The organism is Pseudomonas sp. NPDC087336 (assembly GCF_044744285.1).
Taxonomy (GTDB): domain Bacteria; phylum Pseudomonadota; class Gammaproteobacteria; order Pseudomonadales; family Pseudomonadaceae; genus Aquipseudomonas.
The window spans coordinates 115,419-132,073 of sequence record NZ_JBIUYA010000016.1 but is presented as its reverse complement, the minus strand read 5'-3'; the positions used below and the strand labels follow the sequence as shown (position 1 = coordinate 132,073).

General features: G+C 59.4%; 19 protein-coding genes. 8 read left to right on the top strand and 11 right to left on the bottom strand.

Going from position 1 to position 16,655, the window contains the following annotated elements; genetic code table 11:
* Positions 1-49 precede the first annotated feature (49 nt).
* Complete coding sequence (locus tag ACIO0C_RS17860) at positions 50-955, top strand: cation diffusion facilitator family transporter (protein WP_401314172.1); 906 nt, start codon at positions 50-52, stop codon at positions 953-955.
* Here ACIO0C_RS17860 and ACIO0C_RS17855 read toward each other — a convergent pair whose 3' ends face one another.
* The 7 genes from ACIO0C_RS17855 to ACIO0C_RS17825 form a co-directional block, all read right to left on the bottom strand.
* Entirely contained in the window at positions 956-2,089 is a 1,134-nt protein-coding gene (locus tag ACIO0C_RS17855) for an AGE family epimerase/isomerase (RefSeq protein ID WP_401314171.1), read from the bottom strand.
* 114 nt (positions 2,090-2,203) lie between these two features.
* On the bottom strand, positions 2,204-2,776 hold the full coding sequence (locus tag ACIO0C_RS17850; RefSeq protein ID WP_401314169.1) for a HupE/UreJ family protein: 573 nt from the start codon (positions 2,774-2,776) through the stop codon (positions 2,204-2,206).
* 29 nt (positions 2,777-2,805) lie between these two features.
* A complete protein-coding gene (ureG, locus tag ACIO0C_RS17845; RefSeq protein ID WP_008058937.1) occupies positions 2,806-3,420 on the bottom strand; it encodes an urease accessory protein UreG in 615 nt (204 codons plus the stop codon).
* Positions 3,421-3,457: 37 nt separating this feature from the next.
* Positions 3,458-4,132 (bottom strand): urease accessory protein UreF, encoded by a 675-nt coding sequence (locus ACIO0C_RS17840; protein WP_401314167.1) that lies wholly within the window; start codon positions 4,130-4,132, stop codon positions 3,458-3,460.
* The gene (gene ureE, locus ACIO0C_RS17835) at positions 4,129-4,629 is read right to left on the bottom strand and encodes an urease accessory protein UreE (RefSeq protein ID WP_401314166.1); all 501 of its coding nucleotides are present in this window, start codon (positions 4,627-4,629) and stop codon (positions 4,129-4,131) included. Before ureE ends, ACIO0C_RS17840 begins: the two co-directional genes overlap by 4 nt.
* Before the next feature lie 187 nt (positions 4,630-4,816).
* Positions 4,817-5,449 carry a TetR family transcriptional regulator gene (locus tag ACIO0C_RS17830; protein WP_401314164.1) on the bottom strand — a complete coding sequence of 211 codons (633 nt, stop codon included), beginning with the start codon at positions 5,447-5,449 and terminating at the stop codon, positions 4,817-4,819.
* A gap of 171 nt (positions 5,450-5,620) precedes the next feature.
* Entirely contained in the window at positions 5,621-6,040 is a 420-nt protein-coding gene (locus ACIO0C_RS17825) for a hypothetical protein (RefSeq protein WP_401314162.1), read from the bottom strand.
* 377 nt (positions 6,041-6,417) lie between these two features.
* Here ACIO0C_RS17825 and ACIO0C_RS17820 point away from each other — a divergent pair, with 377 nt between their 5' ends.
* The gene (locus tag ACIO0C_RS17820) at positions 6,418-8,487 is read left to right on the top strand and encodes an AsmA family protein (RefSeq protein WP_401314160.1); all 2,070 of its coding nucleotides are present in this window, start codon (positions 6,418-6,420) and stop codon (positions 8,485-8,487) included.
* Between the two features lie 77 nt (positions 8,488-8,564).
* Here the strand turns inward: ACIO0C_RS17820 and ACIO0C_RS17815 are convergent, their stop codons facing one another.
* The 3 genes from ACIO0C_RS17815 to ACIO0C_RS17805 all read right to left on the bottom strand — a co-directional run bounded on the left by ACIO0C_RS17815 (position 8,565) and on the right by ACIO0C_RS17805 (position 11,201).
* Entirely contained in the window at positions 8,565-9,272 is a 708-nt protein-coding gene (locus ACIO0C_RS17815) for a hypothetical protein (RefSeq protein ID WP_401314158.1), read from the bottom strand.
* 78 nt (positions 9,273-9,350) lie between these two features.
* The gene (locus ACIO0C_RS17810) at positions 9,351-10,121 is read right to left on the bottom strand and encodes a hypothetical protein (protein ID WP_401314156.1); all 771 of its coding nucleotides are present in this window, start codon (positions 10,119-10,121) and stop codon (positions 9,351-9,353) included.
* A 177-nt stretch (positions 10,122-10,298) separates the two neighbouring features.
* Positions 10,299-11,201 carry a LysR substrate-binding domain-containing protein gene (locus tag ACIO0C_RS17805; RefSeq protein WP_401314154.1) on the bottom strand — a complete coding sequence of 301 codons (903 nt, stop codon included), beginning with the start codon at positions 11,199-11,201 and terminating at the stop codon, positions 10,299-10,301.
* A gap of 119 nt (positions 11,202-11,320) precedes the next feature.
* Between ACIO0C_RS17805 and ACIO0C_RS17800 the strand changes: the two genes are divergently transcribed.
* The 3 genes from ACIO0C_RS17800 to ACIO0C_RS17790 all read left to right on the top strand — a co-directional run bounded on the left by ACIO0C_RS17800 (position 11,321) and on the right by ACIO0C_RS17790 (position 13,263).
* Positions 11,321-11,959 carry an FMN-dependent NADH-azoreductase gene (locus ACIO0C_RS17800; RefSeq protein WP_401314152.1) on the top strand — a complete coding sequence of 213 codons (639 nt, stop codon included), beginning with the start codon at positions 11,321-11,323 and terminating at the stop codon, positions 11,957-11,959.
* A complete protein-coding gene (locus ACIO0C_RS17795; protein WP_401314150.1) occupies positions 11,960-12,265 on the top strand; it encodes a DMT family transporter in 306 nt (101 codons plus the stop codon). It begins immediately after the preceding gene.
* 107 nt (positions 12,266-12,372) lie between these two features.
* The gene (locus tag ACIO0C_RS17790; RefSeq protein ID WP_401314148.1) at positions 12,373-13,263 is read left to right on the top strand and encodes an esterase/lipase family protein; all 891 of its coding nucleotides are present in this window, start codon (positions 12,373-12,375) and stop codon (positions 13,261-13,263) included.
* 10 nt (positions 13,264-13,273) lie between these two features.
* On the opposite strand, the gene ACIO0C_RS17785 is transcribed toward ACIO0C_RS17790, so the two are convergent.
* On the bottom strand, positions 13,274-14,161 hold the full coding sequence (locus ACIO0C_RS17785; protein WP_401314146.1) for a DMT family transporter: 888 nt from the start codon (positions 14,159-14,161) through the stop codon (positions 13,274-13,276).
* Between the two features lie 95 nt (positions 14,162-14,256).
* Between ACIO0C_RS17785 and ACIO0C_RS17780 the strand changes: the two genes are divergently transcribed.
* The 3 genes from ACIO0C_RS17780 to ACIO0C_RS17770 all read left to right on the top strand — a co-directional run bounded on the left by ACIO0C_RS17780 (position 14,257) and on the right by ACIO0C_RS17770 (position 16,611).
* Positions 14,257-15,045 carry an AraC family transcriptional regulator gene (locus tag ACIO0C_RS17780; RefSeq protein ID WP_401314144.1) on the top strand — a complete coding sequence of 263 codons (789 nt, stop codon included), beginning with the start codon at positions 14,257-14,259 and terminating at the stop codon, positions 15,043-15,045.
* A gap of 72 nt (positions 15,046-15,117) precedes the next feature.
* Positions 15,118-15,423: a PsiF family protein gene (locus ACIO0C_RS17775; protein ID WP_401314142.1), complete on the top strand. Its 306-nt coding sequence runs from the start codon at positions 15,118-15,120 to the stop codon at positions 15,421-15,423.
* Positions 15,424-15,597: 174 nt separating this feature from the next.
* Entirely contained in the window at positions 15,598-16,611 is a 1,014-nt protein-coding gene (locus ACIO0C_RS17770) for an AI-2E family transporter (RefSeq protein WP_008058906.1), read from the top strand.
* Positions 16,612-16,655 lie beyond the last annotated feature (44 nt).

Sequence of the window (16,655 nt, the reverse complement as noted above, 5' to 3'; positions counted from 1 at the left end):
TAGACTCCTCACCCAACAACCCCGCGGGCCAAAGGTTCGAGGAGTGCATGTGAGCAATCGAGGCGAGCAGGCGCTGCTCAAGCAATCGACCTTCCTGATGCTGGTGGTGACATTCGCCGGGATCATCACCGGGTTTGTCTCGGGTGCCCAATCCATCCTGTTCGATGGCTTCTTCTCGCTGGTTGCAGCCTTCATCAAGGTCCTGATGCTGATCACCGCCAGGCTGATCGCCAAGGAAAGCAATCAACGCTTCCAGTTCGGCTCGTGGCACCTGGAATCCATGGTGCTGGTGATCGAAGGCAGTTTCCTGTTGCTGGTGGCCATTTATGCCTTTCTCAACGGGGTGTTCGGCATCATCAGTGGTGGACGCGAGGTCGAGCTTGGCCTGGTGATCTTCTACGCGGCGGTGTTCACCGTCGTCGAGCTCATTTATTTTTTCTATGTCCGCCATCGCAATCGCACACTCAAATCATCACTGATCCAGTTCGACAACATCAGTTGGCTGGTGGACGCGATGCTCTCGGCCGGCCTGTTGGTGAGTTTCCTCATCGCGCTGCTGCTAAAGACCCAGGGCTATGGCAAATGGGCGTTGTATGTCGACCCGATGATCCTGATCCTGCTGGCCCTGGGCATGCTCCCTCCGGCGTTCAAGATTCTCGGCCCGGCGTTGCGCGATGTGCTGGGAATTGCCCCGGATCAACTGGACGACAAGGTGCGCCAGGTGATGGAAGAGGCCAAGATCGAGCATGGTTTCGACGATTACATTTCCTACGTGCAGAAACACGGAAGGGCGTGTTTCATCGAGATTCACATCGTGTTGCCGAAGGACTATTGGCTGGACGGTGTGGGGCAACTGGACAGTTTGCGCGAGGAAATTTCCGCAAAGCTTGGCGAGCCGGACGCCGCGCGCTGGCTGACGATCAGCTTTACCGGAGACCGTAAGTGGATTGAGTGATCAGCGAAGATACTCAATCAACCCACGGTAACAAGTCGCCAAGTGATAAGGCGTGGTCGACGGCATGTCCCTCCGACTCACTTCACCGTGCTCGTCACGGCACTCATACCAGCCGCCCGCGTGCAGCGAGCGCTGCTGCAACGCCTGCAATTGACGCAACACCGAGGCCTCACTGTCCGGTCGCAGGGTCAATGCGCGCAGGTACTCGGCCTGGGCCCAGATTCGCTGCGTCGCGTCCCGGGAGCCGCCATCCGGCCCCAGGTCGAGCATGGCCCGCACGGCACCGGTCTGTGGATCGACACCCAGTTGCTCGGTGAAGGTAAAGGCGCGCTCCAGCGAAGCATGCAAGGATGAACCGCGCAGCAGATCGGATGATTCCAGCAGGAAATACCACTCGAACTGATGCCCAGGTTCGAACCAGTTATCCACAGCGCCCAGCGGTTTTTCCATCAACACGCCGTGTTGCGGATCGATAAAGCGCTTCTGCATCCCTGTGCATAAGTCCACGAGCGCCTGTTGCACAGCCAGGTCTTCGCGCACCGACAACGTGGCGAGGAAGGCTTCCGCCAAGTGCATCAACGGATTCTGCAGCGGTCCGCTGTTCAGCGATGACCAGTCACGCGCAAGTTCCGCTTCGTAGAGGCCGTCGCCGCTGGCGAAACGTTGCGCGATCACTTCCAGGGCCGCGTTGAGCACCGATTCCACCAGCGGCTCGCGGACTTTGTCCCAGTAATGGGCGCAGGCGAACAGAATGAATGCGTGGGTGTAGAGGTCTTTACGCTGATCCAGCGGCGCGCCCTGCGGGTCGATGCTGTAGAACCAGCCGCCGTGCTCGGCATCATGGAAGTGCCGCTGCAGGGAACGGAACAGCGCCGCCGCGCGCTCGTGGGCGCCTGGCACCTGGCCGATCAGGCTGGCAAACAGATACAACTGCCGCGCGCAGGCCATGGCCCGGTAGCGTTGGGGCGGCAGCGGATTATGCTCGGCATCCAGCGCCTCGTAGGGCAGCGCCATCTCGGCATTCCAGCCGGGACCTTGCCAAAGCGGCACGATCACGTCCTGGAAGTGCTGTTGCACCGTGGCAAACAGGGTGGTCAGTTCAGGCTGGGAGGCGGAGCGGGAAACAGGCGGCATTGGCTGGCGTCGTCACGGCAGGGTTGATTGCGCGACATGTTAGCAGAGGGGCAGGAATCAAGCTTCAAGCGGCAAGCTGCAAGCAAGAGCAAATCAGCTTGCCGCATGAATTGATCAGCCTGCCAACAACCACACGCCAGTCGCCGCCGACGCTGCACCCACCCATCGAACCAAGGGAGCCGCCGCTTGCGGCAACACCCGCACCAGCGCATAACCCGCGGCATGCAGCGCTGCGGTCGCCGCGAAAAATCCTGCGGCATACGCCCAAGGACTCGACATGTCCGGTAATTCCAGGCCATGGGCCACGCCATGGAACAATGCGAACAATGCGGTGGCACCCACCGCCAGACTCAATGGCGGACGCACCGCCAGGGCTACCGCCAAGCCCAGTGCCAACACAGATGCCGCAATCCCGCTTTCCAGTACCGGCAGTTCCAGCCCTTCAAAACCCAGCAGCCCGCCGAGCAGCATTGTGCCAACGAAAGTGCACGGCAGCGCCCAGCGCGCAGCACCTTGCTGCTGCGCCGCCCACAGGCCGACCGCAAGCATCGCCAGCAAATGGTCGAGACCACCGATCGGGTGGCTGATCCCGGCGAGCAGGCCGTTGTCACCGTGCCCCGGGTGGGCGAACGCAATGGCGGGAGTCAACAGCAGGGCCATGGCGCCCAGAATGCGTTTAAGTGTCATGCAGAAGCTTCCTTGTTGATAAGTCATGATCAAGCTGCCGTCAGTAGGCCCTGGCGTTCGATGAAGGCGATGATCGCGTCCAGGCCCTGGCCGGTTTTCTGGTTGCTGAACACGAACGGCTTGCCGTTGCGCATGCGCGTGGTGTCGCTGTCCATCAGCGTCAGCGAGGCTCCCACCAGGGGGGCCAGGTCAATTTTGTTGATCACCAGCAGGTCGGATTTGCAGATCCCCGGCCCGCCTTTGCGCGGCAGCTTGTCGCCAGCGGAAACGTCGATCACGTAGATGGTCAGATCGGACAGCTCCGGGCTGAAGGTGGCCGAGAGATTGTCGCCACCGGACTCCACCAGAATCAGGTCCAGCCCCGGGAAACGGCGGTTCAATTGATCCACGGCTTCAAGGTTGATCGAGGCATCTTCGCGGATCGCCGTGTGCGGGCAGCCGCCGGTTTCCACGCCGATGATGCGTTCCGGCGCCAGCGCTTCGTTGCGCACCAGGAAATCAGCGTCTTCGCGGGTGTAGATGTCGTTGGTCACCACGGCCAGGTTGTAGCGTTCGCGCAGGGCCAGGCACAGGGCCAGGGTCAGGGCGGTTTTACCGGAACCGACCGGGCCGCCGATGCCGACGCGCAAAGGTTGTGTGTTCATGTGGTTCTCCAAAAAAGGGCGGCCAAAATAACAGGCCCTAGGAACGGAAGAGACGGCTGTACTGGCGCTCATGGGCCATGCACGCCAGGGACAGGCCAAACGCGGCGCTGCCAAAGTGTTCGGGGGTGATTCGGGTAGCGTCCTGCTGGGCCTGTTGCAACAGCGGCAGCAGTTCACTGGTCAAGCGCTGCGCGGCCTGCTGGCCCAGCGGCAGGGTTTTCATCAGTACTGCCAGCTGGTTTTCCAGCCAGCTCCAGAGCCACGCGGCCAGTGCATCCTGCGGGCTGATCTGCCAGGCGCGAGCGGCCAACGCCCAGCCCAGGGCCAGGTGGGGTTCGGGTCGTTGTACGAGAAAGGCGCGGGCCTGTGCATCGAGTTCAGGCAGGCCGTTGAGCAACTGCTGTAAGGAGTAGCCCATTTGCCGGCTTTCCTGATGCAGTTCGCGGGTTTCCCGGCTGGCACGGTGTTCTTCGCAGTGCTGCAGCAGTTCGCTCCAGTTTTCCTCGGCCGCGGCCATGCAATGGGCGAGCAGCAGCGGCGCCTCGAAGCGGGCGAGATTGAGCAGCAACTGATCGCTGATCCAGCGTCGCGCGCTGTCGGGATCGTGCACCCGGCCGTTGTCCACCGCCATTTCCAGGCCTTGGGAATAGCTGTAGCCGCCAATCGGCAATTGCGGACTGGCCAGGCGCAGCAAAGCCCATGCGGGGTTCATGGGCGCACGCCGAACTGGTGCAGTTTTGGCGGATAGTTGAAGTCTTCGTCACCGTGGCGCGAATGGTGATGGCCGCCGCCGTAGGCGCCGTGTTCAGGTTGAAACGCCGCCTCGATGGGCTCGGCTTGCGCGCCGAGTTGTTCGAGCATGGCCTTGAGCACGTAGTCGTCGAGCAGGCGCAACCAGCCGTCGCCGACTTGCAGGGCAACATGGCGATTACCCAGGTGATAGGCGGCGCGAGTCAATTCGAAGGCATTGGCGCAGGTGACGTGCAGCAATTGCTCGGGACGGGCACAGACACGCACGACGCGGCCGTCTTCGGCTTGCAGGTATTCACCGTCATACAAGGGTGATTGACCGCGCTCCAAAAACAACCCGACGTCCTCACCGTCGGCACTGAAACAGCGCAACCGGCTTTTGCTCCGGGCTTCGAAGGTCAGGTGCAGCTCGGCGGCCCAGTCGGGTTGAGGGTCGATTCTGCGATGAATCACCAGCATCGGAAAGCTTCCAGCAATGGACAATGCTCAGGCTAGAGCAAGGGGCTTGCCAATCAGGGGATTCGTAGGAAATATCCGTAGGCAGCGTAGGAAAAGTTTCGAGGCGCGCTGGATTTTGGCTGAATTTGGTGCGCAGGCTTTTCCATGCGCACCAAATTGAAGCCGGGTGAGTGTGCCTTGGCGGTGCTTATTCGGTACTGCCGAGTCCCTGCCAATGCTTGAGGCCGATAAAGATGAACCGCAGCTGTTGGGTGATCTTTGCTTGCGGCGTCAAGTGCTCGGGTAGCGCTTGGACTGGCGGGTCGATGATGTCCGGCAAGGTGGCGAACACGCTTTTGACGATCAGGTCCGCCATGACGCTCAGGCCGGCTATGTTCAGATGTTGCAGTTTCGGCATCAAGGACAGGTCGGCAGCCAGGTCGGAGCTGATGTTCTCGCGCAGGCGACCAATGGCCAGACGTACCGGCAACGAGCCGCCGTACTGCTCTCTGGCCAGAAACAGGAATTGCGAACGGTTGGCCGACACCACATCGAGAAATATCCGCACGGACGCGTCGATGATGCCGCCCATGACGAACTCGTTGTGCCGCACCAGGCGAATGGTTTCACGGAAGGTCTGGCCGACTTCGCTCACCAGCACCAGGCCGAGTTCATCCATGTCGGCGAAATGCCGGTAGAAACCGGTGGGGACGATCCCGGCGGTTTTCGCGACTTCGCGCAGGCTCAGGCTGCCAAATCCTCGGCCGCCCTCCATCAAATGGCGGGCCGCGTCCATCAAGGCGTTGCGGGTTTGTTGTTTCTGTTCGGCGCGGGGCAGCATTGCAAGGGCGTTTTCTGAAAAGGACTGCGGCGCACTCTAGCAAATAGGCTTTGCCGGCGTCGAACGACATAGGGGGGATCAGGCGGGGCGTTGCAACTTCTACAAAGGCAATGACCAGAAAATCAAAAGCCCAATCCGGTGATTGGGCTTTTTTTCACGGCCACCATGGGCTTAGCTCATGGAACTGTTGCGTTCGATGACACGGTCACCACCGCCTTCGGCAACGGTTTGACCAGGAGTGCGGTCGGAGCCATCAGCGGCAACGGTTTGGCCAGGAGTGCGGTCGGAGCCGTCAGCGGCAACCGTTTGACCTTGAGGAGTCTGGTCGTAGCCGTCCTCTGCCACAGTTTGACCTTGTGGGGTTTGATCGTAGCCGTCTTCAGTGAGCAGGCCTTTTTCTTTCAGGCGATCGTTACCACCTTCGGCGACGGTTTGACCTGGGGTGCGGTCGGAGCCATCAGCGGCGACGGTTTGGCTGAACGCCGAGTGAGTATCTTTCACTTGCGGAGTGGCCTGGTCAGCGGCTGGCAGCGCAAAAGCGGTGCTGGCCAGCATTGAAAGTGTAAGGCTAAGCAGAAGTTGGCGTTTCATGATGGGGTGCTCCGTAGGAGTGCGATAAATTGGGTACGAAGGCAATGCTACTCTTGATAAGTCGATATAAAAGTTCATAAACGCAATGTTAATAATCAACGGAATTGATTGTTCTCTACAGCCCTTCTAAATCGGGCCTTTGCGGCGCACCGAGGTGGGTATTTTCGACTCAACTGCGCCACGCAAAAGTGCGGGGGGCGGTAACGCTGACCGGGAGCAGGGGGCGTGTTCAATCGGTCAATGGCGGCAAAATCGGATGTTCGATTAAACCTGCGGGCCATTTGCCAGTCGTAGATTGCATGACGGGCCGGTTCTGGCCCTGCGTTTCTCCTGAGCATCGCGATCGTGACGCTCAGCCGTATCAGGAGCCCTGTGCAATGACGCGCACCCGTAAGATTCTCGCCTGGAGCATCACCAGCTTCGTTGTGTTGTTGGCCGTGCTGGTGCTGGTCATCGTGTTTTTCGACTGGAACCGGATCAAACCGTCCCTCAATGCGAAGGTGTCCGAAGAGCTGCACCGGCCGTTTGCCATCAACGGCGATCTGGCCGTGGTCTGGCGGCGCGAACCCGATGAGAGCGGCTGGTTTGCCTGGGTGCCCTGGCCGCACGTGGTGGCGCAAGATCTGAGCCTGGGTAACCCGGACTGGTCGAAGACACCGCAGATGGCCAGCCTCAAGCGTGTGGAGTTACGCATCTCACCCTTGGCCTTGTTGGCGCAGCGCGTGGTGATCCCGCGCATCGACCTCACCGAACCCAATGCCCAGTTACAGCGCCTGGCCGACGGTCGATCCAACTGGACCTTCAAGTTCGACCCCAAAGATCCGAACGCCGAGCCTTCGCCATGGGTGGTGGATATCGGCGCGATCGGCTTCGACAAGGGACATGTCACCCTCGACGACCAGAAGCTGAAGACTCAACTGGACCTGCTGATCGATCCCCTGGGCAAGCCGATTCCCTTCAGCGAAATCGTCGGTGACAAAGCGGCGAAAACGGCCTCCGCGCAGGACGCCTCGCCTCAGGATTACGCGTTTGCAATTAAGGTCAAAGGCCAGTACCACGCTCAGAAACTCACGGGCCAGGGCAAAATTGGCGGCTTGCTGGCGCTGCAGGACGCGGCCCGGCCGTTTCCGTTGCAGGCGCAAGCGAAGATCGGCGACACCAGCGTCGAGCTGGCTGGCACGCTGACCGATCCGATGAATCTGGGCGCCCTGGATCTACGCCTGAAACTGGCCGGCACCAGCCTGGGTAACCTTTACCCCCTGATTGGCGTGACCCTGCCGGATACGCCGCCCTACGCCACCGACGGCCATCTGATCGCCAAGCTGCATGAGCCGGGCGGTGCGGTGTTTCGTTACGAAGCGTTCAACGGCACGATCGGCGCGAGTGACATCCATGGCAGCCTGGCCTACGTCGCCGGCCAGCCACGCCCAAAACTCAGCGGGTCAGTGTTATCCAATCAACTGTTGTTCGCCGACCTGGCCCCGTTGATCGGCGCCGACTCCAATGCCAAGCAGAAAGCCCGTGGTGGCGAGAGCAAGCAGCCGGCGGACAAGGTGCTACCGGTCGAGGAGTTCAAGACCGATCGCTGGCGCGACATGGACGCGGATGTCGAATTCACCGGCAAGCGCATCGTCCACAGCGAAAGATTGCCATTCAACGATCTCTACACGCACCTGGTGCTCACCGATGGTGTGCTCAGTCTGGAGCCGCTGCGATTTGGCGTGGCCGGTGGCAAGCTGGACGCGCAGATTCGCCTGAACGGGCACGCCGAACCGCTGGAAGGCCGGGCACAACTCACCGCACGGGGATTCAGGCTCAAGCAGTTGTTCCCCACCTTCGAACCGATGAAAACCAGCTTCGGCCAACTCAATGGCGATGCCGACATTACCGGGCGCGGCAATTCTGTGGCCAAGTTGCTGGGCAGCGCCAATGGCAATCTGAAAATGCTGATCAACGACGGCGCCATCAGCCGGGAACTGATGGAGCTGGCGGGACTGAACGTCGGCAACTATGTGATCGGCAAGATCTTTGGCGACAAGGAAGTGAAGATCAACTGCGCCGCCGCCGACTTTGACATCAAGAGCGGACTGGCCACTACGCGGTTGTTCGTTTTCGATACCGAGAACGCAATCGTCTACATTGATGGCACGGCGAACATGGCCACCGAGCAGTTGGACCTGACCATCACGCCAGAATCCAAGGGCTGGCGGCTGATCTCGTTGCGTTCTCCACTTTATGTGCGGGGCAAGTTCATCAAGCCCGATGCCGGAGTGAAAGCCGTCCCCTTGATGTTGCGCGGGGCTGGAATGGTTGTACTGGGCGTGATCGCCGCACCGGCGGCGGGGCTGTTGGCGCTGGTGGCACCCAGCGGGGGTGAGCCGAACCAGTGCGCACCGTTGCTGGAGCAGATGAAGGCGGGTAAGGCGCCCAAGACAGTAAAGAACTGAGCCGATGCTGAAAAGCCTCTGATCGCTCACCACTCGGGCGTGGGGAGCGATTAGAGCAATGGCTTGCCTGGACCCTTTCAGTTCGGGCAGGGTGGCGGGGTGAGATGTAGCAAGTCGGTTTGCAGTTTGTTGCCCAGTTTATTGATGATGGTCTCTCTGATCTGGCTGTATTGACGTTCATCCAGTGAGCTGTGCAACAGGCGAATATTGTTTTTCCCATCCTTGATGGTCGTGAGCACAGGTTGGTTCAGGGTGTCGGGTGTGATCCCTGCGTTGGTCTTGAAGGAAATTTGCAGGGTCAACAGGGTTTTATCGTTACGAACGATCGTCAGCAGCATTGCTGTCGAGACCGGTTGTTTTTTTGTGCGAGCGTCCGCAATGTCAGCGGTTCCATTGTAAGCATTGGCCTGAAGCCTGGTGATGATCGCCTCAATGGCCAAGGAGTTTGCCGGCAGTGTTCCCAATTCCGAGAAGACGCTGGACAGCGCTTGTTGTTCATTTTCCGAGAGGGCGCTCTCCGTACTTTCAACGACGATATTGAACAAACGGGTGTTGTGAAACTCAAGACGCCGGACCTCCCGGCTATTGAGGGTACAGCCAAACCTGTTCAGGGTTTGAGTATAGGTTTGCCACCACACTTCCTGGTCATTGCCTCCCCTTGTCGCAAGGAGATCAGCGTACAGGGTGGCGTGCAAAATATCGTTTTTGAAACTGTTAGTGTGCATGCCACAGAATAACGTTATTTTGCCATTAGTCAGGTAGGCGTCAAAATTGTTTTCTTTCATGATGGATTCTGCTGGGAGGTGGCGCGCGAAAAGATATTTAAATCGGCAATGGCTTGCCGATTTAAAATTCAGTAAAACTTAAAGGTCCGGCAGATCGAAAATGAATTTTTTCCCGGACTCGGTGTACTTGTCATACAGCATGTCGCTCAGGCGGGAGAAAACTTTACTGTCCAGGTAAGTGCGCACGGCGCCTGATTTGATGGTGGTGGATTGCCGGGTCGACTTCCAGAACAGGATGCCACGGCTGCTTTCCCGTGCATCCAGGGAGATGCAGTTAAGGATCATGTTCGGCATGCCGCTGTTATCCACCCAGACAGGGGCAATGTCGAACTTGGCCTGTGTCCCGAGTTTGCTGTTTTTATCAAAGACTTGAATTGCCTGAGGGGTTTTCTTCACCTCTTCTATCGCTTTTTTAGCAACGTTTGCCAGGGTCGCCGCAGGATTAGGGCCGATTAAGCCTGCTACGATCTCCAAGGCAACCTGGTCCATCGTGAGGCCGATTTTCTTGATGGTGACCTCCTGGAGGTTCTTGTTTTGAATCACCCAGCCCAGTTTACCCAGACCATCAACATAGTATTTATACCACTCGAAGAGTTGATCGTCTTTGGGGTATCGTTGGTCGGCAGCATTCTGCATGATTAATTTGCAGAGATTGACGTCGTCGATAACTTGTTTGGATACCCCCGGGAGAAAAGCGTCAATTGTATCAGGCATGACACTTGCGGTTGGTTTGTTTGGATCGTGGGGGGGAGCGTTGTACTGATCTGGAAAGTTGGCGAAGGACCGAGTTTTCAAGATTGGCAGTGGCGCCAGTGAATCGATGAATTCGAGCCGCTCTTCAATGTGCATGAGTATTCCTTTACTTGGCTTATATAAACAACCGATGGGTTGTGGCTGTTATAATAAGTTTGTTCTTGGCGAAGTCTACCGAGGGATTGTAACTTCTGGTTGTTGGTTGGCGTGTTGAGAAGGGGGGCGCTGCAAAATATTAGGACGTTGCCAATTTGCAGCACCGCCTTACGTTACTTACGCGAAGGCAAAACCGGATACGGTTGCCTCTTCCCGTAACCACGCGAAAAAAGCCCGAACCGGCGGATGTCGCTCGCGTCCCGGCACACACAGCGCGCTGTAACCGGCACCCTCCACCTGCACATCGCCCCGATAAGGCAACAGCAAACCGCTGGCGACGCTCTCGGAGACCAGAATATTGCTCGCCAGCACCAGGCCTTGTCCGGCAATCGCCGCTTGCAGGGCGTAGTGCTCTTCATCGTATTCGCGCACGGTGGGCTGACCCGCCAGCCAGGCCTCACCGGACTGCGTACACCAAGCCTCCCAGCCATGGGCGTAGAGTTTGGAGTTGTGCCAGCGCACGCTGATCAGCGTAGGTGTGTGATGGGCAGCCAGGGCTACTTGTCCGGGCGAGCCGTAAACGCCGAAAGACTCGTCGAACAGGCAAAGGCCATACAGATTCGGATAGTCATCGAGGCTGTAGCGCACCACCAGGTCGACACTGGCGTCCTGATGCAGATCGATGACCTCGCAATGGGTGTCCAGGCGCAGACTGATGTTCGGGTGTCGGGCATAGAAACGCCCCAGGCGCGGCACCAGCCACAGGGCGGCAAAGGCGGCGGTGGTGGAGATTGTCAGGTTCGTGCCGCTGCGGTGTGGGCGCAGGGTGTCGACGCTTTGCGCCACTTCCAGGAAAGCACCGTGCAGGCTGTGGAACAAGCGCTCGCCGCCTTCGGTCAGGCGTACCTGGCGCGGCAGGCGCTCGAACAGCTGCACGCCGAGCCAGGTTTCCAGCGAGCGGATTTGATGGGATACCGCCGTCGGAGTGACCGACAGTTCTTCAGCCGCGGCCTTGAAGCTCAGCAGGCGTGAGGCGGATTCAAAAGCGCGCAGGGCGGTCAATGGCAATGAAGCGAACATGGCAACTCCATGGATGAAATGGATTCATCCAGACTGATTTTTGTTCAGTTGAAGTGAGACGGCTGTGCGCTACAAGCTGCAAGCCACGAGCCATTTGAGTTTAGTCCCAGGAGAGTAAGATGAGTACAGTTCTTGCAATTCACGCCAGCCCACGCGGTGAACGATCGCACTCCCGGCGTTTGGCCGAAGTCTTTCTGTCGGCCTGGCAGGCCCGTCACCCGCAATCGAAGCTGACGCGCCGCGAAGTCGGCCGAGCCTTGATTCCACCGGTCAACGAGGCGTTCGTAGCCGCCGCGTTCTACCCCCAACCCGATGCACGACCGCTGTCGATGCAAGCGGACCTGGCGTTCAGCGACACGCTGGTCGGCGAGTTGCTTGGGCATGACCTGCTGGTGATTTCCACGCCGATGCACAACTTCAGCGTGCCAAGCGGCTTGAAGGCCTGGATCGACCAGATCGTGCGACTCGGGCTGACCTTCAATCACACTTTGGACAACGGTATCGCGCAGTACGAGCCACTGGTGCAGGGTAAAAAGGCCTTGATCGTGACCAGTCGCGGAGGTTTCGGGTTCGGCCCGGGCGGCGAATTGGAGGCCATGAACCATGCGGATACGCTTTTACGCACGGCGCTGGGTTTCATCGGCATCACCGATGTCACCGTGGTCGCCGCCGAAGGTGAAGAGTCCGAGGTGCGCACCTTCGAAGTCTCTGCCGCCGAAGCAGAGCAGCGCTTATTGGCACTGGCCAGGGCGTTCTAGATGGCCTGGCTATTTTTGCTGATCGCCGCCGGGTTCGAAGTCACCTTCGCCATGGGCATGAAGTACGCCGAAGGCTTCACCCGGCTCTGGCCCTCTCTGATGACCGTCGTCGCGGCGGTGGGCGGGATCTACTTCCTGACTCTGGCCATGCGCGAATTGCCGGTGAGCATCGCCTACCCGATCTGGACCGCCATCGGTTCGCTGGGCACGGTGTTACTCGGCTTTGCCTTGCTCGGTGAGAGCCTGAGCGCGGTCAAGCTGCTGTCGGTCGGGCTGATCGTGGCGGGTGTGGTGGGGCTGAAGTAGGGCGGATGTCCTAGACTGGTCGTCGGTTTGTCATGTTCGCTGGCGAAGCTTGGCGGATGTCTTGCCACCGCCAGGCGTCACCCCACCGATCACAAGGATGTTCGCCCATGTCGCAAGGTTCGGCCACGCGTTACCCACTGGTGCTGGTCCCGGGAATGCTCGGGTTTATCCGTCTGGTGCTCTATCCGTACTGGTACGGGATCGCCGAGGCATTGCGCCGTGGTGGTGCGGTAGTGTTCGCGGTGCAGGTCTCGCCGCTCAACTCCAGCGAAGTGCGCGGCGAGCAATTGCTGGCGAGGATTGAAGAGATTTTGCGCCAGACCGGTGCCGGGAAGGTCAACCTGATCGGCCACAGCCAAGGCTCGCTGACCGCTCGCTACGCGGCGGCCAAACGCCCGGATCTGGTCGCCTCGGTGACCTCGGTGGCGGGGCCCAACCATGGTTCGGAACTGGCCGACTATCTACATAAGCACTATCCGCATGACAGTGTCATGGGGCGGTTGATGACCTTGTTACTACGGTGGATCGCCGCGGTGATGAGTCTGCTGGAAACCGGCTATCGCGGAGTGAAGCTGCCGGTGGATATCCATGCGTCCCATCATTCACTCACCACTGCGGGCGTGGCGCTGTTCAATCAACGTTATCCACAGGGGCTGCCCGACACCTGGGGCGGGCAAGGACCGGAAGAGGTGAACGGCGTGCGTTACTACTCCTGGTCCGGCACCTTGCAGCCGGGCAAGACCAACCGCGGACGCAATCTGTTCGATGGCACCAACCGCAGTTGCCGGCTGTTTGCCAGAGCCTTCGTTCGCGAGGCCGGGCATTGCGACGGGATGGTCGGGCGTTACAGCTCGCACCTGGGGACAGTGATTGGCGACGAGTATCCGCTGGACCATTTCGACATCGTCAATCAGTCGTTGGGACTGGTGGGGAAGGGGGCTGAGCCGATCCGGTTGTTTGTCGAGCATGCGGCGCGGCTAAAGGCTGCAGGCCTGTAGGATCACCAGATCAGGCAACGCTGAACTTGCGGCCCAGCACGGTGGTCCAGCGCTCGGAAAGAATCACCCCGCCCAACGTCAACAACCCGCCCACCAGGTGGTACATCGCCAACTGCTCGTGCAGCACCACCGCCGCAATCAGCGCGGTAATCAGCGGCAGCAAATTGAAGAACAGCGTGGTCCGGCTCGGCCCCAAGCGCACCACGGCTTGCATCCATGCCAGCGGTGCGACCATCGAGGCCAGCAGGCAGGCGTAGAGCACCAGCGGAATATTGTGCAGGGTCGGGCCGATTTTCGGCGAGGCGAGAAACAGCGGAAACAACACCACCACCGCTACCAGCACCTGCAGATACAGCAACACCAAGGGCGGCAAACGCAGCTGCCATTTTTTCAGCAAAGTGCTGTAGATCGCGTAGGCCAGGGTGGCGATCAGCATCATTGCGTCGCCCAGGTTCACCCCATGCTCCAGCAGCACGCCAAGGCTGCCGGACGAGACCACCACCAGAACCCCGGCAAACGACAGCACCGCACCCGCCAGTGCGCCGATCGTCAGGCGTTGGCCGAGACTGATGATCGCCATAGCCAGCGACATCAGGGGCATCAACGACAGGATGATGCCCATGTTGGTCGCGGAGGTCAGGCTCGCGGCGAAGTACGCCAGGCTTTGGTAAACCGCCATGCCGAGCACACCGAGGACAAAGATCTTGCCCAGGTTCGGACGAATCGACGGCCAGTGGGCAATCACCGGTTTGAGCATGAAGGGCGTGAACAAAACCCCGGCCAGCAGCCAGCGGTAAAAACCGATCTCGGCGGGGTAGATCGCCCCGGCCGACATTTTGGTGATCACGGTGTTACCGGCCCAGATGAAAATGGCCAGCAGCGGATAAGCGTATTGCATGGGAAAAACCAGAACGTTAATGAGGGGTAATTATCCCTTGTCTGGATACAGGCCTATACTTCGATCCAGACAACCCGCCCCTGATTCCGGACAGCATGACCAGTAAACACATCGACCTGCTGGATTTCAGTGAGCTACCCGCCCCTGTGTACTTCCGCTACGCCGATTTCGATGCACATCGTTTTGCCTCGGCGCATCGCCACCCCTGGGGCACGCTGGAGTATTCGGCCCATGGCGTGCTGCATATGGAAATTGGCGGCAGTCGCTTCATGTCACCGCCGCAATACGCGGTTTGGGTGCCCCCCGAAACCGAGCACAGCTTCTACAGCAACCAGCCGATCAATTATCGCGCGGTCTGCCTGGCGCCCACCCTGTGCGCTGATCTGCCGCAAGAGGCCTGCACACTGGCCATCAGCGACATTCTCAAGGCGATCCTCAAAGACTTTGCCGCCCGGGACGTGAAGATCCCCGAGCAAGCCGCGGACAAGCGTCTGGCCCAGGTGTTGGTGGATCAACTGCAGCAAGCGCCGGTGCAGGAGTGTTATCTGCCCTACGCCAGCAGTTACCGATTGCTTGGCATTCTGGAGGCGCTGCAGGCCGAGCCTGGGGATAACCGGCCACTGGCCGAATGGGCCGCGCAGATTCATGTCAGCGAACGCACGCTGGCGCGGCAGTTTGTCCGTGAGTTGGGCATGAGTTTCGGAGAATGGCGCCAACGCCTGCGCTTTCTGACGGCGATCGAGGCGCTGGACAGCCACCGCAGCATCCAGGACGTCGCCTTCGATTTGGGCTACAGCACCGGCTCGGCCTTCATCGCCATGTTCCAGCGCCAGGCAGGGTGTACGCCGGAGCAGTATCGACGCAGCCACCTGGAGACAAGATGAAGGTCTAATAGGTGTTGTCTACAATCCAAGGCAAGGCCGTTCCCCTCGGTGCGGTGACAAGGAGAAAACTCCATGAAGATGCTGCGTGCCCCTTTGCTGATGATCGGTTTGCTCCTGTGTTCCCAAGGCTTCGCCGCCACTGACCAACAGAACAAGATGACCACCTGCAACGCCGACGCCACGGCAAAAAGCCTCAAGGGCGATGAGCGCAAAGCCTTCATGAGCAATTGCCTCAAGGCGGCGCCAGCGGTCAATGATGCCAAGGCCTTGACCCCGCAGCAGGAGAAGATGAAAACCTGCAATGCCGATGCTGCGACCAAGGCCCTCAAGGGCGATGAGCGCAAGGCGTTCATGAGTGACTGCCTGAAGAAAAAATAACATCGGGGGCTGTGAGCCCCATCGCGAGCAAACGCGCTCCCACATTTGAACGGGTTCGTCCGGCTCATTGTAGGAGCGAGCTTGCTCGCGATGAGGCCTTCACACAATTCCTAGTGCTGACACCGGATCGCTGGCAGACTGCCAATCCTTTTACGCCGTTCGTTTTGAGGCTGTATGCCAACGTTTTCTCAACGCCAAGTTTTGCTGGTCATCAGCTGGGTCATCATTTTCGGCGGACTGCTGCTGGTGATTCCACTGCGGTTGCTGCCCAGCCTGTTGGCCGGGTTGCTGGTGTTCGAGCTGGTCAACATGCTCACCCCACAGTTGCAGCGGCTGATCGAAGGACGGCGTGCGCGGTGGCTCGCGGTGGCATTGTTGGGGACTTTGATTGTCAGTGTGCTGGCGCTGATTTTTGCCGGCGCCATCAGCTTTCTGCTACACGAGGCGGAAAACCCCGGCGCCTCTCTCGACAAGTTCATGGGCGTGGTCGATCGCGCGCGCGGTCAGCTGCCACCCTTCATCGATGCCTACCTGCCCGCCAGTGCCGCCGAGTTCCGCGTGGCGATCGGCGAGTGGATCAGTAAACACCTCAGTGACTTGCAGCTCGTAGGCAAGGACGCTGCGCACATGTTCGTGACGTTGCTGATCGGCATGGTGCTGGGTGCGATCATTGCCCTGCAGCGAATTCCGGACCTGACCAAGCGCAAACCGTTGGCCGCGGCCCTGTTCGACCGCCTGCACTTGCTGGTGCAGGCGTTTCGCAACATCGTGTTCGCCCAGATCAAGATTTCCCTGCTCAACACGTTCTTTACCGGGATATTCCTGGCAGTGGTGCTGCCGATGTTCGGCATCAAGCTGCCATTGACCAAGACCCTGATCGTACTGACCTTCCTGCTCGGCCTGTTGCCGGTGATTGGCAACCTGATGTCCAACACCCTGATCACCATTGTCGGCCTGTCGCTGTCGATCTGGGTGGCGATGGCCGCGCTGGGCTATCTGATTGTCATCCACAAGCTCGAGTATTTTCTCAACGCGCGGATCGTTGGCGGGCAGATCAGTGCCAAGTCGTGGGAGTTGCTCCTGGCAATGCTGGTGTTCGAAGCCGCGTTCGGCCTGCCGGGGGTGGTGGCAGGACCGATTTATTACGCGTATTTGAAGAGCGAGTTGAAGCAGGTGGGGATGGTTTGATCAGGTCGCAAGGCGTTGCCTGAACTGACGTCTTCGCGAGCAAG